General features: G+C 72.8%; 25 protein-coding genes. 10 read left to right on the top strand and 15 right to left on the bottom strand.

Annotated features, from left to right (window positions below; all coding sequences use genetic code 11):
* The first annotated feature begins 236 nt into the window (after positions 1-236).
* Positions 237-1,361: a DNA integrity scanning diadenylate cyclase DisA gene (gene disA, locus ACZ51S_RS33380; protein WP_388944859.1), complete on the top strand. Its 1,125-nt coding sequence runs from the start codon at positions 237-239 to the stop codon at positions 1,359-1,361.
* A 273-nt stretch (positions 1,362-1,634) separates the two neighbouring features.
* Here disA and ACZ51S_RS33375 read toward each other — a convergent pair whose 3' ends face one another.
* A complete protein-coding gene (locus ACZ51S_RS33375; RefSeq protein ID WP_468888896.1) occupies positions 1,635-2,435 on the bottom strand; it encodes a hypothetical protein in 801 nt (266 codons plus the stop codon).
* Between the two features lie 160 nt (positions 2,436-2,595).
* Between ACZ51S_RS33375 and ACZ51S_RS33370 the strand changes: the two genes are divergently transcribed.
* The 7 genes from ACZ51S_RS33370 to ACZ51S_RS33340 all read left to right on the top strand — a co-directional run bounded on the left by ACZ51S_RS33370 (position 2,596) and on the right by ACZ51S_RS33340 (position 9,037).
* Entirely contained in the window at positions 2,596-3,216 is a 621-nt protein-coding gene (locus ACZ51S_RS33370) for a phosphatase PAP2 family protein (RefSeq protein WP_468479442.1), read from the top strand.
* A gap of 23 nt (positions 3,217-3,239) precedes the next feature.
* Positions 3,240-4,133: an HhH-GPD family protein gene (locus ACZ51S_RS33365; protein WP_388944850.1), complete on the top strand. Its 894-nt coding sequence runs from the start codon at positions 3,240-3,242 to the stop codon at positions 4,131-4,133.
* Between the two features lie 243 nt (positions 4,134-4,376).
* Complete coding sequence (locus tag ACZ51S_RS33360; protein WP_007264805.1) at positions 4,377-4,937, top strand: SigE family RNA polymerase sigma factor; 561 nt, start codon at positions 4,377-4,379, stop codon at positions 4,935-4,937.
* A 38-nt stretch (positions 4,938-4,975) separates the two neighbouring features.
* Positions 4,976-5,626 (top strand): hypothetical protein, encoded by a 651-nt coding sequence (locus ACZ51S_RS33355; protein ID WP_468479444.1) that lies wholly within the window; start codon positions 4,976-4,978, stop codon positions 5,624-5,626.
* An 85-nt stretch (positions 5,627-5,711) separates the two neighbouring features.
* Entirely contained in the window at positions 5,712-6,425 is a 714-nt protein-coding gene (cseB, locus tag ACZ51S_RS33350; protein ID WP_468479445.1) for a two-component system response regulator CseB, read from the top strand.
* 10 nt (positions 6,426-6,435) lie between these two features.
* A complete protein-coding gene (gene cseC / locus ACZ51S_RS33345) occupies positions 6,436-7,749 on the top strand; it encodes a two-component system sensor histidine kinase CseC (RefSeq protein ID WP_388944839.1) in 1,314 nt (437 codons plus the stop codon).
* 154 nt (positions 7,750-7,903) lie between these two features.
* Positions 7,904-9,037: a LamG-like jellyroll fold domain-containing protein gene (locus ACZ51S_RS33340; RefSeq protein ID WP_468479446.1), complete on the top strand. Its 1,134-nt coding sequence runs from the start codon at positions 7,904-7,906 to the stop codon at positions 9,035-9,037.
* Between the two features lie 6 nt (positions 9,038-9,043).
* Here the strand turns inward: ACZ51S_RS33340 and ACZ51S_RS33335 are convergent, their stop codons facing one another.
* On the bottom strand, positions 9,044-9,712 hold the full coding sequence (locus ACZ51S_RS33335) for a M23 family metallopeptidase (protein WP_468479447.1): 669 nt from the start codon (positions 9,710-9,712) through the stop codon (positions 9,044-9,046).
* A gap of 452 nt (positions 9,713-10,164) precedes the next feature.
* A complete protein-coding gene (locus ACZ51S_RS33330) occupies positions 10,165-12,690 on the bottom strand; it encodes an ATP-dependent Clp protease ATP-binding subunit (protein WP_468804171.1) in 2,526 nt (841 codons plus the stop codon).
* 451 nt (positions 12,691-13,141) lie between these two features.
* Between ACZ51S_RS33330 and ACZ51S_RS33325 the strand changes: the two genes are divergently transcribed.
* The gene (locus ACZ51S_RS33325; protein WP_468479449.1) at positions 13,142-13,729 is read left to right on the top strand and encodes an SCO3374 family protein; all 588 of its coding nucleotides are present in this window, start codon (positions 13,142-13,144) and stop codon (positions 13,727-13,729) included.
* On the opposite strand, the gene ACZ51S_RS33320 is transcribed toward ACZ51S_RS33325, so the two are convergent.
* The 12 genes from ACZ51S_RS33320 to ACZ51S_RS33265 all read right to left on the bottom strand — a co-directional run bounded on the left by ACZ51S_RS33320 (position 13,708) and on the right by ACZ51S_RS33265 (position 22,823).
* On the bottom strand, positions 13,708-14,046 hold the full coding sequence (locus tag ACZ51S_RS33320) for a histone-like nucleoid-structuring protein Lsr2 (protein WP_361599506.1): 339 nt from the start codon (positions 14,044-14,046) through the stop codon (positions 13,708-13,710). The two genes, ACZ51S_RS33325 and ACZ51S_RS33320, sit on opposite strands and share 22 nt — an antisense overlap.
* A 164-nt stretch (positions 14,047-14,210) precedes the next feature.
* Positions 14,211-14,744 (bottom strand): amino-acid N-acetyltransferase, encoded by a 534-nt coding sequence (locus ACZ51S_RS33315; RefSeq protein WP_388944823.1) that lies wholly within the window; start codon positions 14,742-14,744, stop codon positions 14,211-14,213.
* A gap of 9 nt (positions 14,745-14,753) precedes the next feature.
* Positions 14,754-15,209, bottom strand: a complete 456-nt coding sequence (locus ACZ51S_RS33310) for a BlaI/MecI/CopY family transcriptional regulator (RefSeq protein ID WP_468479450.1) — start codon at positions 15,207-15,209, stop codon at positions 14,754-14,756.
* A gap of 81 nt (positions 15,210-15,290) precedes the next feature.
* Positions 15,291-15,458 carry a hypothetical protein gene (locus tag ACZ51S_RS33305; RefSeq protein ID WP_388944818.1) on the bottom strand — a complete coding sequence of 56 codons (168 nt, stop codon included), beginning with the start codon at positions 15,456-15,458 and terminating at the stop codon, positions 15,291-15,293.
* A gap of 14 nt (positions 15,459-15,472) precedes the next feature.
* Positions 15,473-16,066 carry a hypothetical protein gene (locus ACZ51S_RS33300; protein ID WP_468479451.1) on the bottom strand — a complete coding sequence of 198 codons (594 nt, stop codon included), beginning with the start codon at positions 16,064-16,066 and terminating at the stop codon, positions 15,473-15,475.
* Between the two features lie 89 nt (positions 16,067-16,155).
* Positions 16,156-16,347: a DUF397 domain-containing protein gene (locus tag ACZ51S_RS33295; protein WP_388944811.1), complete on the bottom strand. Its 192-nt coding sequence runs from the start codon at positions 16,345-16,347 to the stop codon at positions 16,156-16,158.
* 137 nt (positions 16,348-16,484) lie between these two features.
* Complete coding sequence (locus tag ACZ51S_RS33290; RefSeq protein WP_388944808.1) at positions 16,485-17,237, bottom strand: GntR family transcriptional regulator; 753 nt, start codon at positions 17,235-17,237, stop codon at positions 16,485-16,487.
* A gap of 156 nt (positions 17,238-17,393) precedes the next feature.
* Complete coding sequence (locus ACZ51S_RS33285) at positions 17,394-18,203, bottom strand: type III pantothenate kinase (protein WP_467896161.1); 810 nt, start codon at positions 18,201-18,203, stop codon at positions 17,394-17,396.
* Positions 18,204-18,206: 3 nt separating this feature from the next.
* Entirely contained in the window at positions 18,207-19,175 is a 969-nt protein-coding gene (nadC, locus tag ACZ51S_RS33280) for a carboxylating nicotinate-nucleotide diphosphorylase (RefSeq protein ID WP_468479456.1), read from the bottom strand.
* Between the two features lie 2 nt (positions 19,176-19,177).
* Positions 19,178-20,908 carry an L-aspartate oxidase gene (locus ACZ51S_RS33275; protein ID WP_468804172.1) on the bottom strand — a complete coding sequence of 577 codons (1,731 nt, stop codon included), beginning with the start codon at positions 20,906-20,908 and terminating at the stop codon, positions 19,178-19,180.
* Positions 20,905-21,912: a pantoate--beta-alanine ligase gene (gene panC / locus ACZ51S_RS33270; protein ID WP_468479453.1), complete on the bottom strand. Its 1,008-nt coding sequence runs from the start codon at positions 21,910-21,912 to the stop codon at positions 20,905-20,907. The genes ACZ51S_RS33275 and panC overlap by 4 nt, the downstream gene beginning before the upstream one ends.
* Positions 21,909-22,823 carry a Rossmann-like and DUF2520 domain-containing protein gene (locus ACZ51S_RS33265; protein ID WP_468479454.1) on the bottom strand — a complete coding sequence of 305 codons (915 nt, stop codon included), beginning with the start codon at positions 22,821-22,823 and terminating at the stop codon, positions 21,909-21,911. Before ACZ51S_RS33265 ends, panC begins: the two co-directional genes overlap by 4 nt.
* A 139-nt stretch (positions 22,824-22,962) precedes the next feature.
* On the opposite strand from ACZ51S_RS33265, the gene ACZ51S_RS33260 reads away from it, so the two are divergent.
* The gene (locus ACZ51S_RS33260; protein ID WP_468963014.1) at positions 22,963-24,084 is read left to right on the top strand and encodes a threonine aldolase family protein; all 1,122 of its coding nucleotides are present in this window, start codon (positions 22,963-22,965) and stop codon (positions 24,082-24,084) included.
* The last annotated feature ends 103 nt before the right edge of the window (positions 24,085-24,187 follow it).

Below are 24,187 nucleotides of genomic sequence, written 5' to 3'. Positions count from 1 at the left end.
ACAGCAGCGGAATCCACGCCTCCGCAGGCGGGTCCCGCAGCAGGTCAGCGGGCGGACGCGAGCCGGACGGCAGGCCCGGCCGGGGGCGACCCCGGGGGCCGGCGCGCACGGCGCGTACGGGGCCTCCTGGCGGCGGTAGGGGCCAAGCCCCGGCGGGCGCACAGCGTGCGCCGGTAGACTTTGGGCTGGTCCGCCCGGCCGTACGCGGCGGCGCAACCCGCGACCGGAGGAGTGCAGTGGCAGCCAAGGACGGGGCAGCAGCACCCGGGAAGTCCGGCGCGAGCTCCAAGCACGAGGCGTTGATGCGCGCCTCGCTGAGCGCGGTCGCGCCTGGTCAGCCCCTGCGCGACGGGCTGGAGCGGATCGTCCGGGGCAATACGGGCGGCCTGATCGTCCTGGGCATGGACAAGGCCGTCGAGTCGATGTGCACCGGCGGCTTCGTACTGGACGTGGAGTTCACCGCGACCCGGCTGCGCGAACTGTGCAAGCTCGACGGGGCCCTCATCCTCGACAAGGACATCACCAAGATCCTGCGGGCCGGCGTACAGCTGGTGCCGGACGCCTCGATCCCCACGGAGGAGACGGGCACCCGCCACCGCACGGCGGACCGCGTCTCCAAGCAGTGCGGTTTCCCGGTGGTGTCGGTGTCCCAGTCGATGCGGCTGATCGCGCTGTACGTGGACGGGGAGCGGCGGGTCCTGGAGGAGTCCGGGGCCATCCTGTCCCGGGCGAACCAGGCGCTGGCCACGCTGGAGCGGTACAAGCTGCGCCTGGACGAGGTCGCGGGCACGCTGTCGGCGCTGGAGATCGAGGACCTGGTCACGGTCCGCGACGTCACCGCCGTCGCCCAGCGGCTGGAAATGGTCCGCCGGATCGCGACGGAAATCGCCGAGTACGTGGTCGAACTGGGCACGGACGGGCGACTGCTGTCGCTCCAGCTGGACGAGCTGACGGTCGGCATCGAGCAGGAACGGGAGCTGGTGATCCGGGACTACGTTCCGGAACCGACGGCGAAGCGTTCCCGCACGGTGGAGGAAGCGCTGCCGGCCCTGGACGCGCTGACCCATCCGGAACTGCTGGAGCTGGCGATCGTGGCGCGGGCCCTGGGCTACACGGGCTCGCCGGAGACGCTGGATTCGGCGGTGTCGCCCCGCGGGTACCGGCTGCTGGCGAAGGTGCCCAGGCTGCCGGGGGCGATCATCGAGCGGCTGGTGGAGCACTTCGGCGGGCTGCAGAAGCTGCTGGCGGCCAGCGTGGACGACCTCCAGACGGTGGACGGCGTCGGCGAGGCCCGTGCCCGCAGCGTCCGCGAGGGCCTGTCCCGCCTGGCGGAGTCCTCGATCCTGGAACGGTACGTCTAAGCCGGTGGGCGGGTTCCCGCCGCGCTGAGCGGCCCCCTACCCGCCCTTCGCCCGTTCCCCGGGGCGCCGCCCCGGGCCCCGCGCCTCAAACGCCGGCGGGGCCGGAAGGACGACGCCAAGCCCCGCGCAGCGGCACGGCATCCGCGGAAGACCCACCGGCACCGGCACCGCCCGTGGCCCCGCCGGGCGGGCCGACGGCCGGAGGCCGGCGCAGCGGCGCGAAGCCGGGAAGGCGCCCCGGCGCCGAGCCGCGCGAGCGGCACGTCAAAAAAATCAGTCCTGCTTCAGGACGAAGGACGTGCGGGCCACCGGGAGGCCCGGGGACTTGACCTCGACCACGTAGGTGTCGGGGGCCGGGCTGCCCTGCGGGGGGTTCTGGCACTGGTCCGCCGCGCTCGGCTTGCGGTCCCATTCCACCGTCTGCTTGGTCTCGCCCTGTGCCGGCAGCCGGTAGAAGGCGTTGGCCGCGCCCGTCGGGCAGTCGGCGGAGGACCAGACGGCCTTGGCTCCGGTCGTCTGGAAGATGGTCACGACCGCCTGCTTCGGGCCGAGCCCGAACTTGCAGGTGCTGCCCGAGGTGTTGCGGACGAGCAGTTCGAGACGGGGCTTCTCGTTCGTCTCGTACTCGTTCTTCACGCTCTTGACCTCCCACTGCAGCGCGCTCGCCGGACACGTCGGCAGCGGGGAGTCCGCGGGGACCTGCGCGGGGGAGGAGCCGGAGGAGCCCGAGGAGCCCGCACCCGAGCCGGAGGCCGCGCCGGTGCCGCCCGGGGCGTCGTTCCCGCCCGGGCCCTGGGAGCCGCCGCCGCTGCCGGAGCCGGAGCCCGACTCGGCGCGTCCGCCCGGAGCCTGACTGATCGCCGGGCCGGATCCGGAGGGGCCGGGGGTGATCGTGCGCACGGGTCCGGAGCCGTCGCCGCCGCCCTTGCCGTTCGTACTCGTGCCCCCGCCACCGGAACTGACGAACCATACGGCGAGCAGCGCGACGAGCGCGGCGACGGACGCCAGCACGGCCCTCCGCCGCCAGTAAATGGAGGAGGGGAGCGGCCCGACCGGATTGCGCAGAGATCCCACGCACCGAACCTTACGAGAACTCGTGCCGCGTTCCGCGCCCCACATGCCGCGTATCCGGCAGGTTTTGCCGATGATCATCCTGCGGGGTCACCCGTGAACGGCCATAACCGGCCAGGGGCCCGGCGCGGTCCCGTCGGGGCGACCAGTACGGTCAGTGACCATGGACAGCTCCGACCTCTACCGCGACATCACCGACTTCGCCCACGACACGCCCTCCTGGGCGCAGTTGACGGTCGAGGTCTGGACCGAATACGGCCTCCTCCTCTTCGGTCTGCTCTTCATATCCGTGTGGTGGCGCGCGCGCGGACAGCGCGGCGGCGAGCCGCGGGCCCTCGCGCTGGCGGTGCTCGCGCCGCTGGTCACCGCGCTCGTGTACGTGGCCTCGGAGCTGGTGAAGTCCACCATCGATGAGGAACGGCCCTGCCGGGCGGTGGCCGGTGCGGCCGCCTCCCTGATCCCCTGCCCGCCGTACGGCGACTGGTCCTTCCCCAGCAACCACTCCGCCATCGCCGGCGCCGCCGCCGTCGCGCTGGCGCTGGCCGTTCCCCGGCTCGCGTGGCTGACGGTGCCGATGGGCCTGCTGATGGCCTTCTCCCGGGTCTTCGTCGGGGTGCACTACCCCCACGACGTCGGCATGGGCCTGCTGCTGGGCGCCTCGCTGGCCGTGATCGCCGTGGCGGCACTGACCGGTCCGATGACCGCCATCACCACCGCCGTCCAGGGCAGCGGCAACCGCGCGGCCGTCTGGTTCACCGGTCCGGGCCCCGCGCGCCGGCCCTGAAACGTGCCAGGATGCCGTCTGTCATGACTGCATCTCCCACACACACCTCCGCGCTGCACACCCCCGTCATCGCGTGGTTCGACGAGCACGCCCGCGACCTTCCCTGGCGCCGCCCCGAGGCCGGCCCCTGGGGGGTGATGGTCAGCGAGTTCATGCTGCAGCAGACCCCCGTCAGCCGGGTGCTGCCGGTGTACGAGCAGTGGCTCGCCCGGTGGCCCCGGCCCGCGGACCTGGCCGCCGAGGCGCCGGGCGAGGCCGTACGGGCCTGGGGGCGGCTGGGCTACCCCCGCCGGGCCCTGCGCCTGCACGGCGCGGCCTCGGCGATAACGGAACGGCACGGGGGCGACGTACCCCGCGACCACGCGCAGCTGCTCGCGCTGCCCGGGATCGGCGAGTACACGGCCGCCGCGGTGGCCTCCTTCGCGTACGGGCAGCGGCACCCGGTGCTGGACACCAACGTGCGCCGCGTCTTCGCGCGCGCCGCGACCGGGGTCGAGTACCCCCCGAACGCCACCACCGCCGCCGAGCGGCGGCTGGCGCGGGAGCTGCTGCCCGAGGACGAGGCGACGGCGGCGCGCTGGGCGGCGGCCTCCATGGAGCTCGGCGCGCTGGTGTGCACCGCCAAGAGCCCCGACTGCGTGCGCTGCCCGGTCGCGGCGCAGTGCGCGTGGCGGCTCGCGGGGAAGCCGGCGCACGACGGGCCGCCGCGGCGCGGTCAGACGTACGCCGGGACGGACCGGCAGGTGCGCGGCAAGCTGCTGGCGGTGCTCCGGGAGGCGGTGGGTCCGGTTCCGCAGGCGGTGCTGGACACCGTGTGGGACGAGCCGGTGCAGCGGGCCCGGGCGCTGGACGGGCTCGTGTCGGACGGGCTGGTGGAGCCCCTCGCGCAGGGGATGTACCGGCTGCCGCAGAGCTGACGGCCTGCGGACCGGCCCCGGCCGGCGGACCTGGCCCGTGTCCCGGACACGGACCGGGATCCACTCGAAGCTGACTCGCAGATTCCGTTTCGAGCCGGGAAACCGCAGCTCAGCGGCGCTGTTACACAACCTACGGGTGTCCGTGCGCCCACCGCAGGCTGACCCGCACAGTGCCGTGACAACCCCTCCGTAACTTCGGACCCGTAAGACAGCGGAGACGGGGACGCAGTGGAGGCGGTCTGAATGGCGCACGGAGAGGTACTCGAGTTCGAGGAGTACGTACGCACCCGGCAGGACGCCCTGCTGCGCAGCGCCCGGCGCCTGGTCCCGGACCCCACGGACGCCCAGGACCTGCTCCAGACCGCCCTCGTGCGCACCTACGGCCGCTGGGACGGCATCGCCGACAAGTCCCTGGCCGACGCCTACCTGCGCCGGGTCATGATCAACACGCGGACCGAGTGGTGGCGGGCCCGCAAGCTCGACGAGGTCCCCACCGAACAGCTCCCGGACGCGTCCGTCGAGGACGGCTCGGACCAGCGCGCCGACCGCGCCCTGCTGATGGACATCCTCAAGGTGCTCGCGCCCAAGCAGCGCAGTGTCGTGGTGCTGCGACACTGGGAGCAGATGAGCACCGAGGAGACGGCCGCGGCGCTCGGTATGTCGGCGGGAACCGTGAAGAGCACACTGCACCGCGCCCTGGCCAGGCTCCGACAGGAGCTGGAGAGCCGGGACCTGGACATGCGTGCCCTGGAACGCGGTGACCACACCACGCGCTACGAGGGGCGGGAGCGGTGCGCGGCCTGAACGGCCAACTTCTGAGCGGCAGGAGCTCGCTGGTACTCATGTCGACGGGGACGTTCGTCCTCGTCGGCACAGTGCTGTTCGCGGCCGGATGCTCCACCGGCGGCACCGGCCTGCGCGACGGCGGGCCCGCGCGCACCGAGTCGGTGGCGCGCAGCAACCAGCCCACGGGCGGCGCCTCGAAACCGCCGGCCCCGGGGCACTCCCCCGCCGCGTCCACCGGCAGCCAGGTCAAGCGGGTCGACCCGGTGGCCCTGCTGAAGGCCGACCCCAGGGTCAGCGCCGAGATCAAGCGGGACCTCAAGCCCTGCACGGGCAAGGAGTACCCGGTCGACGTGAGCTACGGGAAGATCACCGGCGGCACCGTCGTCGACGTCGTGGTCAACGTCCTGTCCTGCGCCGATGCGCTGGGGCGCGGTTCGTACGTGTACCGCTCGGACGGCGGGAAGTACGAGAATGTGTTCGCGGACGAGCAGAAGCCGGTCTACGCGGAGATCGACCGGGGCGACCTGGTGGTCAGCAAGCCGGTGTACGGGCAGGACGCCGCGCCGTCCGAACCGTCCGGCGAGGACGTGATCACGTACCACTGGAACGGCGAGAGGTTCACCGAGCAGGACCGGGTCCACTCGGAGTACAGCAACGTGTACAACCCCGGGATGCAGCCGGCCCCGGCCGTCTCCCCGAAGAACTGAACGCCCGAAGAACCCGGCGCGCGGTGGTACCGGACGCGCGCGACGCACAGAACGACCGAGCGGAAGAACCGGAGTGAGGCTGGGCATGGCCGAGACCCACGTGCTGTTCGTGGAGGACGACGACGTCATCCGCGAGGCCACGACCCTGGCGCTGGAGCGCGACGGCTTCGTGGTCACCGCCATGCCCGACGGCCTGTCCGGCCTGGAGTCCTTCCGGGCGCACCGGCCCGACATCGCCCTGCTCGACGTGATGGTGCCCGGCATGGACGGCGTGAGCCTGTGCCGCCGCATCCGCGACGAGTCCACCGTCCCCGTGATCATGCTGTCGGCGCGCGCCGACAGCATCGACGTGGTCCTGGGCCTGGAGGCGGGCGCGGACGACTACGTCACCAAGCCCTTCGACGGCTCCGTCCTCGTCGCCCGCATCCGCGCCGTGCTGCGCCGCTTCGGCCACGCCGGCGGCACGCGGAACGGCGCGAACGGCTCCTCCGGCGCGGACGTCCCGGACGAGCGCGGGGTGCTGTCCTTCGGCGACCTGGAGGTCGACACGGAGGGCATGGAGGTCCGCAGGGCCGGCGCCCCCGTGGGCCTGACCCCCACCGAGATGCGGCTGCTGCTGGAGTTCTCCTCCGCGCCGGGCACCGTCCTCTCCCGCGACCGGCTCCTGGAACGGGTCTGGGACTACGACTGGGGCGGCGACACCCGCGTCGTGGACGTCCACGTCCAGCGGCTGCGCACCAAGATCGGGCAGGACCGGATCGAGACGGTCCGCGGCTTCGGATACAAGCTCAAGGCATGAGTAGAACCGCATGAGGCGTGTCACCCTCCGCACGGGGATCCGCTGGAAGATCACCCTCGCCATCGCCGCCGTCGGCGCGCTCACCGCGCTCGCGCTGAGCCTGGTGGTGCACAGCGCTGCCCGCGTGTCGATGCTGGAGAGCGCCCGCGAGCAGGAGCTGGAACGGGTCCAGTACGTCTCCCGCACTCCCGACGCCGGACGCAAGCCGATCTGGGGCGCCAAGGTCAACGACCCCGAGCTCCCCGCGGAGCTGCGCGAGAAGGCCCGCTCGGGGCGGCGCGGCACCTACATCCACGAGTCCCCCAAGCGGGTCCCCGAGGTGTGGGCGGCCGTACCGCTCGGCAACGGGCAGGTGCTCTCCATGCACCACCCGTTCCGCGAGAGCGCCAACATGGTGCGCGACCTGGACCGGGCCCTCGTCGTCGGCTCGCTGGCCGTGGTGATCGGCGGCTCGGCCATGGGCGTGCTCATCGGCGGCCAGATCTCCCGTCGGCTGCGCCAGGCCGCCGCCGCCGCCCAGCGCGTGGCGCACGGGGACCCCGAGGTACGCGTACGGGACGCCGTGGGCGGTGTCGTACGGGACGAGACGGACGACCTCGCGCACGCCGTGGACGCCATGGCCGACGCCCTCCAGCAGCGGCTGGAGGCCGAACGGCGGGTGACGGCGGACATCGCGCACGAGCTGCGGACCCCGGTGACGGGCCTGCTCACGGCGGCGGAGCTGCTGCCTCCGGGCCGGCCGACGGAGCTGGTCCGCGACCGCGCGCAGGCGATGCGGGCGCTGGTCGAGGACGTGCTGGAGGTGGCCCGGCTGGACAGCGCCTCCGAGCGGGCGGAACTCCAGGACGTGGCGCTCGGCGAGTTCGTGAGCCGCCGGGTGGCTTCGCTGATGCCGGAGGCCTCGGTACGGGTCGTCGCGGACGAGATCGTCAGCACGGACCCGCGCCGGCTGGAGCGGATCCTCGGGAACCTGCTGGCGAACGCCTCGCGGTACGGGCGGGCCCCGATCCAGGTCGACGTCGAGGGCCGGGTCGTACGCGTCCGGGACCACGGGCCGGGCTTCCCGGAGGCGCTGCTGCGCGAGGGCCCGAGCCGCTTCCGGACCGGGTCCACGGACCGCGCCGGGGTGGGTCACGGGCTCGGGCTGACCATCGCGGAGGGGCAGGCCCGGGTGCTGGGGGCGCGGCTGACGTTCCGCAACGTCGCGGCGCGGGGCGGCGCGGAGAACGAGGGCGCCGCCGCCGGGGCGGTGGCGGTGCTGTGGCTGCCGGAGCACGCGCCGACGGCGACGGGCAGCTTCCCGGTCATCCAGCTGCCGGGCTGACCCGGGCTCCGTACCCCGCCGGGGCCGGGCCCGTGACGCGGGCCCGTGACCGGAGCCGGAACCGGGATCGGTGCGAGCGGATCCGGATCGGGCCGGGGAGCGGGATCGGTGCCGGGCGCTCCCCCGTTCGGGGCGATGTTCTAGCATCCGTGCCATGACTGACGGTACGGATCTCCCGAACAGCCCCCAGCCCGGCCCCGCCCCCGGGAGCGGCGGTTACGGTTTCCCGCCGCAGACGCCGAACCCCTACCAGCCGGGGCCCGCCCAGGGACAGCCGTCCGGCGGGGGCTTCGGGCCGCCTCCGGCGCAGCCGCAGACGGAGGCCCCGCTCGGCGGCGGTGGCGCTGAACCGTTCTCCCTGCCCTCGACGCCCTCGACGCCCTCCACGCCCGACTGGCAGGCCATGGCCGACGCCACCGAGGCCCAGCGGCGCAAGCGCAGGCGGCTGACCATCGGCATCGGGGCGCTCGCGGTCGTCCTGGTCGCGGGCGGCGCGGGGTTCTTCGTACTGAACGGCTCCGGCGACGACCCGAAGAACCCGCCGGCGGTCGCCTCCTCGGGCTCGCCGAGCGCGTCGGGCGACTCCTCCCCGTCCCCGGACGGCAAGACCCCCGAGGACGACTCCCCGACCGTGCCGGGCGAGCCGAACCTGCTGCGCGACCGCAGCGGGAAGATGGGCATAGCCCTGGGCCCCGGCGCCTCACTGGGCGAGCTGGCCAAGCGGACCGAGGTCCGTTTCAAGGGCACGCCGGACTCCTACGCGCAGGGCGCCGAGCCGGCCGTGGACGTCACCAAGAGCTTCACCGTCTCCACCCGCGCCTACAACGTGGCCGAGACCGGCTCCCGCATGGCGGTGAGCCAGGGCGACGGGGTCTCGTACTCCTTCGAGCTGGGCTTCGAGGTCGTGAACGGCAAGAAGGCCTGGGTGTTCCGGGTGCAGACCGGTGACAAGGGCCAGGCGGCGACCGCCCAGCAGGTGGTCGTGGACAGCGTGGACACCACGCGGCAGTGGGTGCTGCTGACGGGGACCTACGACGCGGAGAAGAAGACCATCGCGCTGTGGGTGGACGACAAGCAGGGCGGCCAGGCGCAGGTCTCCGGCATCTGGCCCGGCCCCGGGCCGCTCCAGCTGGGCCGTGCCCGCCACCACGCGATCTGGAGCGCCGCGTGGGACGGGCCGCTGGACCACATCCGGATCTTCGACCAGGCGCTGGGCCAGGAGCAGATCACCGGTCTGAAGAACAACAAGACCGGGAAGATCAAGCCGACCCACTCCTGGCTGATCTGACCGGGGTCAGATGGTGACGCCGGCGTTGCGCAGGAAGGCCACCGGGTTGACGGCCGAGCCGTAGTTCGGGGTGGTGCGGATCTCGAAGTGCAGGTGGGGGCCGCTGCTGTTGCCGGTGTTGCCGGACAGCGCGATCCGCTGGGCGGCGGAGACCTTCTGGCCGATCCGGACCTGGATCTTCGAGAGGTGCGCGTACTGGGAGTACGTGTTGTTCGCGTGCTTGATCACGACGGCGTTGCCGTACGCGGGGCCGTCGCCGCCGCCGTTCGGGCCGGCCTTCACGACGGTGCCGGCGCCCGCGGCGCGGACCGGGGTGCCGGTGGGAACGGCGAAGTCCTGGCCGGAGTGCTTGTGCGCCCACATGCTGCCGCCCCTGCCGAAGGTCGCGGACAGCGTGTAGCTCACGACGGGCTTGGCCCACAGGACGGGCTTCGCGGCAGCCGCCTTGGCCTTCGCGGCGGCCTTGGCCTTCGCGGCAGCCGCCTTGGCCTGCGCGGCGGCCTTGGCCTGCGCGTCGGCCTGCGCCTGGAGGGCGGCGGCCTCGGCGGACACGGCGGCGGGGGCCTCGTCGGCGAAGGCGGCGGTCGTCCCGGCCCCGAGTGCCAGCAGCACACCGAGGCCGGTGGCGGCGAGGGCGGTACGGGTGCGGCGGGTGCTGACGCGCTTCGCGGACATGGGAGACCTCCGGGGCCGGGGACAGGAGCGGTGGCAAGAAAGATCCCGGCGCCTGCGGACCGAACCGCTGCTGCCGGGCTTGCCCCACCTTGGTAACCCGTGCCCCCGGGCTTCCCCAAACGTCCCTTTTACTACCCCGGCTCGTAGCTGCCCGGTGGATCTCCGGGCCCTTGACGGCGTCCGTACTGGGCAAGCGCGGGGACAAATCGGGGCAGCCAAATCTACGAGAGTTCCTAGTAGGTCCGTTTTGCCCTGTGCGGCTTGTCACCGGCCCCCGGCCCCTACGCGGCACCCCGGGCCCCGCGGGGGCCGCTCACCCACCCCGCTCACCCACCCCGCCCCCCATCCGGCCCGTCCAGGCGCCCGCCCGCGGCCGGGCACGCAAAGGGGCGGCCCCGGGACCTCGTGGGTCCCGGGGCCGCCCCTACGCCCGCGGCAAGCGCCGCCGGCGCTTACGCGCCCTTGGAAAGGTCCGGGCCGGAGCCCGTGGCCTCGATCGGGGGGATGTCCGGCAGGGCCGACTTCTCCTCGCCGCGGAAGGTGAACTTGGCGTTCTCGCCCTCACCCTCCACGCCGACGACCACGATGTGACCGGGGCGCAGCTCGCCGAAGAGGATCTTCTCCGACAGCAGGTCCTCGATCTCGCGCTGGATGGTCCGGCGCAGCGGGCGGGCACCCATGATCGGGTCGTAGCCGCGCTTGGCCAGGAGCTGCTTCGCGTCACCGCTGAGCTCGATGCCCATGTCGCGGTCCCTGAGGCGCTCGTCCACCTTGGCGATCATCAGGTCGACGATCTGGATGATGTCTTCCTGGCTGAGCTGGTGGAAGACGACCGTGTCGTCGACACGGTTCAGGAACTCGGGCCGGAAGTGCTGCTTGAGCTCTTCGTTGACCTTCGCCTTCATCCGGTCGTAACCGGTCTTGACGTCGCCCTGGGCCGCGAAGCCCAGGTTGAAGCCCTTGGAGATGTCCCGCGTACCCAGGTTGGTCGTCATGATGATGACCGTGTTCTTGAAGTCCACGACCCGGCCCTGGGAGTCGGTCAGGCGACCGTCCTCCAGGATCTGGAGAAGGGAATTGAAGATATCCGGGTGCGCCTTCTCGACCTCGTCGAAGAGGACGACGGAGAACGGCTTCCGGCGGACCTTCTCGGTCAGCTGGCCGCCCTCCTCGTAGCCCACGTAGCCGGGGGGCGAACCGAAGAGGCGGGAAACCGTGTGCTTCTCGCTGAACTCCGACATGTCGAGGGAGATCAGCGCGTCCTCGTCGCCGAAGAGGAATTCGGCCAGCGTCTTGGAGAGCTCGGTCTTACCGACACCGGACGGGCCGGCGAAGATGAACGAGCCACCGGGACGCTTCGGGTCCTTCAGACCCGCACGGGTACGGCGGATGGCCTGGGAGAGCGCCTTGATGGCGTCCTTCTGGCCGATGACGCGCTTGTGGAGCTCGTCCTCCATGCGCAGGAGGCGGGAGGACTCCTCCTCCGTGAGCTTGAAGACGGGAATGCCGGTCGCGGTCGCGAGGACCTCGGCGATGAGCTCGCCGTCGACCTCGGCGACGACGTCCATGTCGCCGGCCTTCCATTCCTTCTCGCGCTTGGCCTTCGCGGTGAGCAGCTGCTTCTCCGAATCACGGAGCGAAGCCGCCTTCTCGAAGTCCTGGGAGTCGATGGCCGACTCCTTGTCGCGGCGGACGGCCGCGATCTTCTCGTCGAACTCGCGGAGGTCCGGCGGCGCGGTCATCCGGCGGATGCGCATCCGGGAGCCGGCCTCGTCGATCAGGTCGATCGCCTTGTCCGGCAGGAAGCGGTCCGAGATGTACCGGTCCGCCAGCGTCGCCGCCTGGACGAGGGCCTCGTCCGTGATGGAGACGCGGTGGTGGGCCTCGTAGCGGTCGCGCAGGCCCTTGAGGATCTCGATCGTGTGGGGGAGGGAAGGCTCCGCCACCTGGATCGGCTGGAAGCGGCGCTCGAGGGCCGCGTCCTTCTCGAGGTGCTTGCGGTACTCGTCGAGCGTCGTGGCACCGATGGTCTGGAGCTCACCACGGGCCAGCATGGGCTTGAGGATGCTGGCGGCGTCGATCGCGCCCTCGGCGGCACCCGCACCCACGAGGGTGTGGAGCTCGTCGATGAACAGGATGATGTCGCCGCGGGTGCGGATCTCCTTGAGGACCTTCTTCAGGCGCTCCTCGAAGTCACCGCGGTAGCGGGAGCCCGCGACCAGGGCGCCCAGGTCGAGCGTGTAGAGGTGCTTGTCCTTGAGGGTCTCGGGGACCTCGCCCTTGACGATCGCCTGTGCCAGGCCCTCGACGACGGCGGTCTTGCCGACGCCGGGCTCGCCGATGAGGACCGGGTTGTTCTTGGTCCGGCGGGACAGCACCTGCATGACCCGCTCGATCTCCTTCTCGCGCCCGATGACCGGGTCGAGCTTGGATTCACGGGCGGCCTGGGTGAGGTTGCGGCCGAACTGGTCGAGGACCAGCGAGGTCGAGGGGGTGCCCTCGGCCGGGCCGCCTGCGGTGGCCGACTCCTTGCCGCCCCCGGTGTAGCCGGAGAGCAGCTGGATGACCTGCTGCCGGACCCTGTTCAGATCGGCGCCCAGCTTCACGAGGACCTGGGCGGCGACGCCCTCGCCCTCGCGGATCAGGCCGAGCAGGATGTGCTCGGTGCCGATGTAGTTGTGGCCGAGCTGGAGGGCCTCTCGGAGCGAAAGCTCCAGGACCTTCTTCGCCCGCGGGGTGAAGGGGATGTGGCCGGACGGGGCCTGCTGCCCCTGACCGATGATCTCCTCAACCTGCTGGCGAACAGCCTCGAGCGAAATCCCGAGGCTCTCCAGGGCCTTAGCGGCGACACCCTCACCCTCGTGGATCAAGCCCAGGAGGATGTGCTCGGTGCCGATGTAGTTGTGGTTGAGCATCCGGGCTTCTTCCTGAGCCAGGACGACAACCCGCCGCGCGCGGTCGGTGAACCTCTCGAACATCGTTTATCGCTCCTCAGAGCGGTCGGGCAGTTCGGGGTCGGTCCCCGCCCTGTCCTTCCGCATGCTAGTCCCGCGGGACGGGACAGCTCATTCCAACTGCCGACATCCGTCCACGGCTCACCCCCACGTCGGTGAGGAAAACCGGCTGTAAGAGCCGACTACTGCTCCAACTCGATGGTGCGAGACGATGTTCCCGCAGGCCAGGCAGATACCCGTCACAGGTGTACGCCGATGGCGAACGGAACCCGCTCAAATCAGCGTGTCGCCCCGATCCACTAGGAATGTCTTACCCGTAAGGACTGACACTCCATGCCGCTGGACGGGGTCCCCTCCGCTACGGGCGAACAAGCCCGCGTCCCGAATGTGGGACTCCACCCGCCCCCTGTTTACTCTCCGCATCGATGCGGGCGCACCCCGTAACCCCCGGGCGGCGGCCGGAGTTGCTCCGGTCATGTCCCTGAGCGCCGTGAGCGTCCCCTCGCCCCGCGTCCCGTCCGAGGACGGCACCCGCGCCTGGTACGAGCGCGTGCTCGGCTGGAGCTGCGCGGGCGGGCCGCCCCCGCAGCTGGTCACCGGGATCCGGTTCGACGTGCTGGAGCTGCCCTCGGACGCCGGGGCCGCGGTGCTGCGGCGCCGGGTCGCCACCGGTCCGGTGGCCGTGATGGGGCGCCGGATGCGGTTCCTGGTCGCCCCGGGCGCGGCCGAGGAGCTGGAGGGGCTGCTCGACTGGCTGGAGTGGGGCGGGGTGGCGCTGGACCTGACCGCCCTGGGCGCGGGCGGCAGGATCACCGCCCCCGTGCCTCCCGGGCGGGCGGGGGAAAACCCTCAGGGGGCCGCCGTGTGGCTGCGGCCCCCCGAGCTGGGGTGTGAGGCATCGCTGCCCGCCCTGCCCGTTCCGGGGCAGGGCACCGGGGCCGGGCCCGGACTCTGTGCGGAGCCGGCCGGGCCCGATCTCGTACGCCTGGTGGCCGCGGCGGCGACGGAATGCCACCGCGCCCGCCTGGGGCGGCGTACGCCTCAGCCCTTGGCGTTCTCGTAGGCCTCACGGATCTCGGCCGGGACGCGGCCGCGGTCGTTGACGCTGAGGCCCTGGGCCTTGGCCCACGCGCGGATCTCGGCGGTGTCCGGGCTGCCGGGCGAAGCGGCGGCGCGGCCCTTGGCGCGGCCCGCGGAGGCGCGCCCGCCGGTGCGGCGGCCGGCCTTCACGAAGTCCTCCAGCGCACCGCGGAGCTTTTCAGCGTTTGCGGTGGTGAGGTCGATCTCGTAGGTCTTGCCATCCAGAGCGAACGTCACGGTCTCGTCCGCCGTGCCACCGTCGAGGTCGTCGACAAGAAGGACCTGAACCTTCTGTGCCACCGGATTTCCTTTCATCGAAAATGCAGTACGCGGAAAGGAAACCGCTTTTGCCTGGAAAACACAAACCCCCGTCGAGAGGTTCAGGACCTCAACAAGGCGGGAAACGTGCGCGATTCGGACATAGGCCACCACCGGGCCGGGCCCGTAATAGCCGCCGCGATCGATCAGAGGTGCAGCAGCATCCGGCTGTTGCCCAAGGTGTTCGGCTTCACTCGTTCGAGACCGAGGAACTCGGCGACTCCCTCGTCATAGGAACGCAGGAGCTCCATGTAGACGTCGGTCTCCACCGGGGTCTCGCCGATCTCGACGAAGCCGTGCTTCGCGAAGAAGTCCACTTCGAAGGTCAGGCAGAATACCCGGCTGACCCCGATCCGGCGGGCGGTCTCCAACAACTTGTCGAGCACCCGGTGCCCCACACCGGCGCCCTTCAAGTCGCGGTCGACCGCGAGCGTGCGCACTTCCGCGAGGTCTTCCCACATGACGTGGAGGGCCCCGCAGCCGACCACCTGCCCGTCGGAGTCGCGTTCCGCGACCCAGAACTCCTGGATGTCCTCGTAAAGGACCACGGGGGCTTTGTCGAGGAGGATCCGCTGCTGCACGTACTGGTCGAGCAGGCGGCGCAGCGCGGGAACATCACTGGTGCGCGCGCGGCGGATCGTCACTGTTTTCGCGTCGTCTGTGGTGGAAAGCTCTCCCATACCCGGACGCTATCGCCCCGGGTCGCTCCCCTGCGCGCCGGAGTCCTCTTCCGCCGCGGTCCCCTCGGGGCGCTCGCCGGCGGTGCCGCTCTCGGGGGCGGGTTCGTCGTGCTGGACGATGTGCACGGCGGCGCGGAGTGCCTCGCGCTGTTCGGGGGACATCATGCCGAAGAAGGCGACGAGGGCGGCCGCCGGGTTGTCGCTGGTCGACCAGGCTTCGTTCATCAGTGCGGCCGAGTAGGCGGCGCGGGTGGAGACCGCCGTATACCGATAGGCGCGGCCTTCGGCTTCCCGGCGGACCCAGCCCTTCTGGTGGAGATTGTCCATAACGGTCATGACCGTGGTGTACGCGATGGACCGTTCCTGCTGGAGGTCTTCCAGGACTTCCCGAACGGTGACCGGGCGGTTCCACTGCCACACCCGCGTCATGACTGCGTCTTCGAGTTCTCCCAAGGGGCGAGGCACAGCAGCACAATAGTGTCGATTGCGGCGAATTGCCCGACTATTCGCCGCAACGCGCGGTGGAAAACCCCGGCAGGGGTTACTTCACTTCTGCTGCTGCGGGCCGGCCTCGGCGCGGGCGATCGCGGCGTCGACGGCCGCGTCCTCCTTGGCCTTGTTGGAACCGCCCTGGCTCTTCACGATCGTCACGACGAGGGCGATGAAGAACGCGGCCATCACGAAGGGGGGCACGAGCGCGGAGACGTAGTCCATGCCCCCCAGCGTAGCTATACCGCCGTGCGTCCGGCCGCCGGGGGCGGGCTGGGCTTGCGGCGCGGCGGGAAGACCTCGCCCGGGGTGGGCACCGGGCGGGCCGGAGGCTCCTTCGGCGGGGCGGGCGCGGGCTCCGGCGGGGACGGCTGCTCCTTGCCGCCGGCCAGGGCCAGCAGACGGGTGCGGGGCGCCGGGGCGGTCGCCGCCGCGAGCCTGCGCCGCACGGAGCGCCCCGCGACGGCCCGGGCCCGCTCCAGCACGGCCGCCGCGACCGGATTGGCCCGCAGGGCGCGCAGGGCGGCGAGGTCGTCGGGCCCGGGCTCGTACCCGGCGGCCAGGGCGTCCTGGAGCAGCTCCAGGTAGCCCGACAGGCTCCCGGGCAGGGCGTCGCGGTAGCGGGCCAGGTCGTCGAGCAGGAAGGCTCTGAGCCGGCCCGCTTCCAGGACCGCTTCGTCCACCGACGCCGCGAGGCGCAGGCAGTCCTGCACCTCGGAGGCCGTCAGGGGGGCCGTGGAGGACTGGAGGGCGTGGGCGAGGGAGCGCCTGAGCACGTGCAGCTCAGCGGCGCTGAACGCCATGCCGCCGCGGGATCCGTAGGGCGTGGGCATGGGGCGAAGATACGCGCTAATCGGACAAAATCCCCTGAGGGTGCGGGGTCGCGGCGCGGCGCAGGCACGCGCCGCCCCCTCCGGATGGATCAGCCGGTCTCTTTGACGGCCTCGACGAATCGCGCCCAGGCGGCGTGGGTGGTGGCCATCACCAGGTGCGCCGGGTCGGCCCGGTCGGCGACGCGCACCAGGGTGCCGGGCGCCGCGGCGACGTAGACGCAGGCGTCGCCGGCGCCGCAGTAGGACGACTTGCGCCAGTCGGGGCGAGCGGTCGCGTTCATGGTGTCTCCTCCGCAGTGGACGAGGTCGCGGTGCTTCTCGAGCGAGACGCTATCTCCACGAGAGGCACGCTCCGGCCGGTTCCGGTAAAAAAACCCGGCCGTCGGAAAGTACGGCCGCCCACCCTACGCGCCACCGGTCACTCCACCGGGAAGGCGTACGCGATCTCGTAGCGCGAGTCGGGGATCACCAGGTCGGCGGTCTCCACGGGGCGGCCGTCGGAATCGAGGTACGTGCGCTCGATCTCGGTGATCAGCGCGCCGAGGCTGATCCCCAGCAGGTTGGCCTGGTTCTGGTTGGCCCGCGAGGGGCGCGGCACCTCGACCACGGAGGTGACGGTGATGCCGATGGAGCGCATCCGCGCCACCACCCCCGCCCCGCGCAGCTCGCCGACCTCCGGCAGCACGATCGGGGTGCCCGAGGTGATCGCGAGGGGCTCCCAGGACTCGGAGAGCTCGGCGGGGCTGCCGTCGGCCATGAACTCGTAGCGGGTCATCACGCAGGGGGAGCCCGGCTCGATGGCCAGCCGGGCGGCGATCCGCTCGGGCGCCGGGACCTGCGGCAGGGTCCTGGAGTCCCAGGACGCGGCGATGCCGTGCGCGGCCGCCTCGGAGCGGAAGGTGTTGCCGGATCCGGGGACGCGACGGCGGGTGCGGAGCATCCGCATGCGCCGTCGCGGGGTGCGCACGTAGGTGCCCGAGCCGGCCCGGCCCTCGAGGAAGCCCTCGATGATCAGCTGCTCCATGGCCCGCTGGGTCACGCCCTGCCCGACGGAGTACTCCTCCGCGAAGCGGGCGCGCGAGGGCAGTCTGTCGCCGATCGCCCACTCGCCCGCCTCGATGCGGTTCCGGAGCGATTCGACCACCTGCAAGTAAGGCGATTTACGGGGCATTTGGGCCGTCCTGTGCCGTCTCGGCTGTGCCGCGTCGGGAGGGTGTGCGTCCGACGCCGACAAGCTAACCGATCAGGTTCAAGCTGAGGATTCCGCCTGACGGTCCGCTACCGGCCGGTGGGGCCCCGCCGTCGCGGGGCCCCACCGGCCGCGCCCTCACTCGAAGTTGGGCGCGTTGCGCTCGTAGACCAGCCGCAGACCGATCAGGGTCAGCCACGGCTCGTGGTCGTCGATCACCGACGCCTCGCCCAGGACGATCGGGGCCAGCCCGCCGGTCGCGATGACCCGCACGTCGTCCGGGTCGCCGCCCGGACCCGCCAGCTCCCGCGCCATCCTGTTCACGATCCCGTCGACCTGGCCCGCGAACCCGTACACCACGCCCGACTGCATCGCCTCGACCGTGGACTTCCCGATCACGTTGCGCGGCCGGGCCAGCTCGATCTTGCGGAGCTGCGCCCCGCGCACACCGAGCGCCTCCATCGAGATCTCGATGCCCGGGGAGATCACCCCGCCCACGTACTCGCCCCGCGCGGACACCGCGTCGAAGGTGGTCGCCGTACCGAAGTCCACGACGATCGCCGGGCCCCCGTACAGCTCGACCGCGGCCACCGCGTTGATGATGCGGTCCGCGCCGACCTCCTTCGGGTTGTCCATCAGGATCGGCACGCCCGTCTTGATCCCGGGCTCCACCAGCACGGAGGGCACGTCGCCGTAGTAGCGGCGGGTGACCTCGCGCAGCTCGTGCAGGACGGAGGGGACCGTCGCGCAGATCGCGATGCCGTGGATCCCGTCGCCCAGCTCGCTGCCGAGCATCGGGTGCATCCCCATCAGGCCCTGCATCAGGACGGCCAGCTCGTCGGCCGTCCGGCGCGGGTCGGTCGAGACCCGCCAGTGCTCGACGATCTCGTCACCGTCGAACAGGCCCAGGACCGTGTGGGTGTTGCCCACGTCGATGGTGAGCAGCACGGCCTACACCGCCTCGCGCAGGTCGAGGCCGATGTCCAGGACCGGCGAGGAGTGCGTCAGCGCGCCCACCGCCAGGTAGTCCACACCCGTCTCCGCGTAGGCGCGGGCCGTCTCCAGGGTCAGCCGGCCCGAGGACTCCAGGACGGCGCGGCCCGCGACGATGGTCACGGCCTCCTCCGTCTCCGGGACGGTGAAGTTGTCCAGCAGGATCAGGTCGGCACCCGCGTCCACGACCTCGCGGACCTGGTGCATCGTGTCGACCTCGACCTCCACCGGCACGTCCGGGAACGCCTCGCGGACGGCCTTGAAGGCCTGGGCGACGCCGCCCGCCGCGACCACGTGGTTGTCCTTGACCAGCGCCGCGTCCGACAGCGACATGCGGTGGTTGACGCCGCCGCCGCAGCGGACCGCGTACTTCTCCAGCGAACGCAGGCCCGGCGTCGTCTTGCGGGTGTCGCGGACCCTGGCCCCCGTGCCCTCCAGCACGTCGGCCCAGCGGCGGGTGGCCGTCGCGATGCCGGACAGGCGGCACAGGATGTTCAGGGCGCTGCGCTCGGCGGTCAGCAGGTCGCGGGTACGGGAGCGGACGGACAGCAGCACCTGGCCGGCCTCGACCCGGTCCCCGTCCTCGGCGTGCCGCTCGACCTCGAAGGCCTCCGTGCAGACCACGGAGAACACGGCCTCGGCGATCCGCAGACCGGCCACCACGCCGGCCTCGCGGGCCACGAAGTCGGCGATGGCCTCGGCGTCCTCGGGGACGGTCGCGACGGTGGTCACGTCGACCCCGCCGTCCAGGTCCTCGGACAGCGCCATGTGCGCGATGTCCTCGACCTCGATCGGGTCCAGACCCGCGTCCGCCAGCAGCTGGGCGAGCGCCGGGTCGAGACCGCTCTCCTCGCCGTCGCCGCAGCCGCAGTCGTCGCCGCAGCCGCCTTCGTTCTGCTCGATCAGGGGGAGTTCGGGGGTGCTCACGGTCACTTCTCCAGGCTGAGGGGGTGGTCTACGGACGGGAAGTCCGCGGAGTCGGTGGGGGTGACGACCAGCGCCCGCCGCTCGGTGCGCGAGAGCCGCACCACGAGGTGGCGGCGCCAGGCGGCGTCGTCCCGGTCGGGGTGGTCCTCCCGCCAGTGGCAGCCGCGGGTCTCGGCGCGCCGCTGGGCGGCGGCGACCAGGACGCGGGCCACGCACAGCAGGTTGGTCGCCTCCCAGGTGTCCACGCCCGGCACGGCGGTCTTGCCCCGGCTCTCCAGCTCGCCCAGGGCCGTCGTGTACAGGCTCTCCAGCGCCTCGGCGGCCGCCGCGAGGGAACCGGCGGAGCGGAGCACGCCCGCGCCGTCCGTCATGATGCGCTGGACCTCGTACCGGGCCTCGGCCGGCTGGAGCGGGCCGGTGGCGGGCACGGGTATGCCCGGGCCGCCGCCCACGGGCGGGTGGGCGGCGATGTCGTCGGCGATCCGCTCGGCGAAGACCAGGCCCTCCAGCAGGGAGTTGGAGGCCAGCCGGTTCGCGCCGTGCACGCCCGTGCAGGCCACCTCGCCGCACGCGTACAGACCGGGCACGGTGGTGCGTCCGTGCAGGTCGGTGCGGACACCGCCCGAGGCGTAGTGCGCGGCGGGGGCGACCGGGATCGGCTCGGTCACCGGGTCGATGCCGTGGGCCCGGCAGGCGGCCAGGATCGTGGGGAAGCGGTTCTCCCACATCTCGGCGCCGAAGTGCCGGGCGTCCAGGTACATGTGCTGGACGCCCTGCTCCTGCATGCGGCGCATGATCCCCTTGGCGACGATGTCGCGCGGGGCCAGCTCGGCGAGCTCGTGCTGGCCCACCATGAAGCGGACCCCGTCCGCGTCGACGAGGTGCGCGCCCTCGCCGCGGACCGCCTCCGACACCAGCGGCTGCTGCCCCTCGGCGTCCGGGCCGAGGAAGAGGACCGTCGGGTGGAACTGGACGAACTCCAGGTCCGACACCTCGGCGCCGGCCCGCAGCGCCAGCGCCACCCCGTCGCCCGTGGAGACGGCCGGGTTGGTGGTGGCGGAGAAGACCTGGCCCATGCCGCCGGTCGCCAGCACCACGGCCGGCGCGTGGACGGCACCGACGCCGTCGTGCTGGCCCTCGCCCATGACGTGCAGGGTGACGCCGGCGGTACGGCCCTCGGCGTCCTGGAGCAGGTCCAGTACGAGCGCGTTCTCGACGGTACGGATGCCCGCCGCGTGCACCGCCTCGACCAGCGCGCGGGAGATCTCCGCACCGGTGGCGTCGCCGCCCGCGTGCGCGATGCGCCGGCGGTGGTGGCCGCCCTCACGGGTCAGCTCGATCTCGCCCGTCTCGGCGGAGGTGTCGAAGACGGCACCGGCCGCGATGAGCCGGCGCACCGCGCCGGGACCCTCGGTGACCAGCAGCCGCACGGCCGCCTCGTCGCACAGGCCCGCGCCCGCGACCAGGGTGTCGTCCAGGTGCTGCTCCGGGGTGTCGCCCTCGCCGAGGGCGGCCGCGATGCCGCCCTGCGCCCAGCGGGTGGAGCCGTCGTCGAGCCGCGCCTTGGTGACCACGACCGTACGGCGGCCCGCGGCGGCGCAGCGCAGCGCGGCGGTCAGCCCCGCGACGCCGGAACCGACGACCACGACGTCCGCGTCGAGGGCCCAGCCGGGGGCGGGGGCGTGCAGCCGTATGCCGGTACCGGCGGTGCCCGGGTTGCCTGTGGTGCTCACGCGTGTGCTCCGAACTCCAATGGGATGTTGTCGATCAGCCGGGTCGTGCCGACCTTCGCCGCGACGGCCAGCACGGCCCGTCCGGTGAAGTCGGGGCCGACGTCGGTGAAGTCCTGCGGGTCCACCAGGGCCAGGTAGTCCAGGACCAGCGGCGGCTCGTACCGGGCCGCCTCCTCCAGCACGTGCCGCGCGGCGGCCCGTACGGCGTCGGGCAGGCCGGTGCCGCCGGTGGCCGCCGCCGACACGGCGTGGGCGTCGGCGGAGGCGCGGATCTCGCCCAGCCGGGCCAGCGCGGTGGCGCGTCCGCCGCCGGCGGGAGCGGCCTCGGCGCGGGCGCACAGCGCGGCCTGCGCGGCGAGCCGGTCGCGGCCCGCGAACAGGGCGCGGGACAGGGCCAGGGCGGTACGGCGCTCGGCCGGGCCGAGGTAACGGTTGCGGGAGGACAGGGCGAGCCCGTCGTCCTCGCGGACCGTCGGTACGCCGACCACCTCCACGGGGAAGTTCAGGTCGGTCACCATGCGCCGGATCAAGGCCAGTTGCTGGGCGTCCTTCTGGCCGAAGAGGGCCAGGCCGGGGCGAGTGAGGTGGAGCAGCTTGGCGACGACGGTCAGCATGCCGTCGAAGTGGCCGGGGCGGGTGGCACCCTCCAGGCGCTCGCCCATCGGGCCGGCGGCGATCCGCACCTGGGGATCCCCGCCGGGGTAGACCTCGTCCACGGCGGGCGCGAACACGGCGTCGGCGCCCGCCCCTCCGCAGACCAGCAGATCGGCGTCGAGGGTGCGCGGGTAGCGGTCCAGGTCCTCGCCGGCCCCGAACTGGAGGGGGTTGACGAAGACGGTGACCACCACCTGCCCCTGCGGCCCCACCTCCTCGCGGGCGGTGCGGATGAGCGTGGCGTGGCCCTCGTGCAGGGCGCCCATCGTCATCACGACGGCGCGGCGGCCGCCGCGCGGCAGCGCGTGGAGCTCTTCGGCGGTGTTCAGCAGCTGGAGCGGGCCGGTCATCGCTCGGCATCCTTCGGGTCGGCGTCGTCCGAGAGCACACCGAGGAGGTCCTCGGCCAGTTCGGGCTTGAGCAGGCCGTGCGCGAGGGCGCGGTCGGCGGTCGTACGGGCCATCGCCAGGTACCCGGCGACGGTGGCGGGGGCGTGCTTGCGCAGCTCGGAGACGTGCGCGGCGACGGTGCCGGCGTCGCCACGGGCGACGGGGCCGGTCAGCGCGGCGTCACCCGAGCGCAGGGCGTTGTCCAGGGCCGCTCCGAGCAGCGGGCCGAGCATCCGGTCGGGGTGCTCGACACCGGCCGTGCGCAGCAGCTCCAGCGCCTGGGCGACCAGGGTGACCAGGTGGTTCGCACCCAGGGCGAGGGCCGCGTGGTAGAGCGGACGGCTCTCCTCCGCGATCCACTCGGGCTCCCCGCCCATCTCGATGACCAGGGCCTCCGCGGCGAGCCGCAGCTCTTCGGGGGCGGTCACGCCGAAGGAGCACCCGGCCAGGCGCTGCACGTCCACCTCGGTACCGGTGAAGGTCATCGCGGGGTGCAGGGCCAGCGGCAGCGCGCCCGCCCGGCGCGCCGGGTCCAGGACGGCGGTCCCGTAACGCCCCGAGGTGTGCACGAGGAGCTGGCCGGGGCGCACGGCGCCGGTCCCGGCGAGGCCCTCGACCAGGCCCGGCAGGGCGTCGTCGGGGACGGTGAGCAGCACCAGCTCGGCCCGCTCCAGCACCTGCGCCGGGGACACCAGCGGCACGTCGGGCAGCATCCGCTCGGCCCTGCGCCGGGAGGCGTCGGAGACCCCGGAGACGGCGACGGGACGGTGGCCCGCCTGCTGGAGGGCACGGGCCAGCGCGGGGCCGACACGGCCCGCGCCGACGACTCCGACGGTGAGCCGGGCGGGACGCGGTTCCTGGGATGAGTTCACGCGGGGAGGGCCTTCCGTTCCAGTCCGCGGGGGGTACCGGACGATACGTCGCCATGCTAGGCCCTTTCGGCACGCCGGTGCCGGTCAGGCCCGCCCGGGGCGGGGCGGGGCGGCCGGGCCTTCGGCGATGATCAGGGGCATGACCGACGACGCGGAGCGGACGGAGCGGCTCGCGGCCGCCTGGAAGGGCGCCCGCCGGGCCCTGACGCACGGCGGCCGGGGGGACACCGTCCGGGAGCTGCTGGCCGGGCTCTCCGACGCCCCGTACGACCTGGACGCCCCGGCGGACGTCTACGGCGACGGGGTCGTCGCCGACCTGGAGCGGCGGGTCGCCGAGCTGCTCGGCACCGAGGACGCCGCGTTCTTCCCCTCGGGCACGATGGCCCAGCAGATCGCGCTGCGCTGCTGGGCGGGACGTACCGGGAACCCGGTCGTGGCCCTGCACCCCATGAGCCACCCGGAGCGGTGGGAAGGCGGAGCCCTGACCGCGCTGGCCGGGCTGCGGACCACCCACCCGGTGACGGAGCCGCGCCAGCCGACGCCGGAGGAGGTCCGGGAGCACCCCGAGCCCTTCGGCACGCTGATGCTGGAGCTGCCGCTGCGCGACGCCGGGTTCCTGCTGCCCGCGTGGGAGGAGCTGGAGGGGCTGGTGGAGGCCGCCCGGGAGCGGGACGCCGTCGTCCACTTCGACGGGGCCCGGCTGTGGGAGACCACCGTCCACTTCGGCCGGCCCCTGCCGGAGATCGCGGGGCTCGCGGACTCGGTGTACGTCTCCTTCTACAAGTCGCTGCGCGGGCTGAGCGGAGCCTGCCTGGCCGGGTCCCGGGACTTCGTGGAGGAGACCCAGGTGTGGCGCCACCGGTACGGGGGCCAGGTCTTCCGCCAGTTCCCCCAGGCCCTGGCGGCCCTGGCCGGGCTGGAACGGGAGCTGCCGCGCCTCCCCGCGTACGTGGAGCAGGCCCGGACCGTCGCCGCCGCGCTGGCGGAGGCCTTCGCGGAGGCGGGCGTGCCGTGGTCCCGGATCCACCCGGAGGTACCGCACACGCACCAGTTCCAGGTGTGGCTCCCATACGAGGCGGACCGCCTCACGGAGGCGGGCGCCCGCCTGGCGGAGGACACCGGCACGGCCCTGTTCCGCCGCTGGTCGGCGGAGGGCCCGCCGGGGCTGTCGGTGACGGAGCTGGAGATCACGCAGCCGGGCCTGACGTGGACCCCGGAGGACGTCCGCGAGGCGGCGGCGGAGTTCCTGGCGCGGCTGTAGGGGACTGCGGGGGGCGGGGTGCTGGTGGGGCGGGGTCAGGGCTGGTTTGGGGGTTTCCCGTCAGTCCCATCGTCCTTCCGGTTCGTGCCGGTCCCTCAAGGGC

The sequence above is a fragment of the Streptomyces sp. NPDC034043 genome (genome assembly GCF_055575675.1).
Note: the sequence above shows the minus strand (reverse complement) of the source record. Positions and strands in the feature narration are given on the sequence as shown.

Bases quoted from the DNA above. Each gene is read 5' to 3' on its own strand.
- ACZ51S_RS33370 (WP_468479442.1), top strand. From the start codon at position 2,596: ATGGACAGCTCCGACCTCTACCGCGACATCACCGACTTCGCCCACGAC.
- ACZ51S_RS33365 (WP_388944850.1), top strand. From the start codon at position 3,240: ATGACTGCATCTCCCACACACACCTCCGCGCTGCACACCCCCGTCATC.
- ACZ51S_RS33360 (WP_007264805.1), top strand. From the start codon at position 4,377: ATGGCGCACGGAGAGGTACTCGAGTTCGAGGAGTACGTACGCACCCGG.
- ACZ51S_RS33355 (WP_468479444.1), top strand. From the start codon at position 4,976: ATGTCGACGGGGACGTTCGTCCTCGTCGGCACAGTGCTGTTCGCGGCC.
- cseB (WP_468479445.1), top strand. From the start codon at position 5,712: ATGGCCGAGACCCACGTGCTGTTCGTGGAGGACGACGACGTCATCCGC.
- cseC (WP_388944839.1), top strand. From the start codon at position 6,436: ATGAGGCGTGTCACCCTCCGCACGGGGATCCGCTGGAAGATCACCCTC.
- ACZ51S_RS33340 (WP_468479446.1), top strand. From the start codon at position 7,904: ATGACTGACGGTACGGATCTCCCGAACAGCCCCCAGCCCGGCCCCGCC.
- ACZ51S_RS33335 (WP_468479447.1), bottom strand. From the start codon at position 9,712: ATGTCCGCGAAGCGCGTCAGCACCCGCCGCACCCGTACCGCCCTCGCC.
- ACZ51S_RS33330 (WP_468804171.1), bottom strand. From the start codon at position 12,690: ATGTTCGAGAGGTTCACCGACCGCGCGCGGCGGGTTGTCGTCCTGGCT.
- ACZ51S_RS33325 (WP_468479449.1), top strand. From the start codon at position 13,142: ATGTCCCTGAGCGCCGTGAGCGTCCCCTCGCCCCGCGTCCCGTCCGAG.
- ACZ51S_RS33315 (WP_388944823.1), bottom strand. From the start codon at position 14,744: ATGGGAGAGCTTTCCACCACAGACGACGCGAAAACAGTGACGATCCGC.
- ACZ51S_RS33305 (WP_388944818.1), bottom strand. From the start codon at position 15,458: ATGGACTACGTCTCCGCGCTCGTGCCCCCCTTCGTGATGGCCGCGTTC.
- ACZ51S_RS33300 (WP_468479451.1), bottom strand. From the start codon at position 16,066: ATGCCCACGCCCTACGGATCCCGCGGCGGCATGGCGTTCAGCGCCGCT.
- ACZ51S_RS33295 (WP_388944811.1), bottom strand. From the start codon at position 16,347: ATGAACGCGACCGCTCGCCCCGACTGGCGCAAGTCGTCCTACTGCGGC.
- ACZ51S_RS33290 (WP_388944808.1), bottom strand. From the start codon at position 17,237: ATGCCCCGTAAATCGCCTTACTTGCAGGTGGTCGAATCGCTCCGGAAC.
- panC (WP_468479453.1), bottom strand. From the start codon at position 21,912: ATGACCGGCCCGCTCCAGCTGCTGAACACCGCCGAAGAGCTCCACGCG.
- ACZ51S_RS33260 (WP_468963014.1), top strand. From the start codon at position 22,963: ATGACCGACGACGCGGAGCGGACGGAGCGGCTCGCGGCCGCCTGGAAG.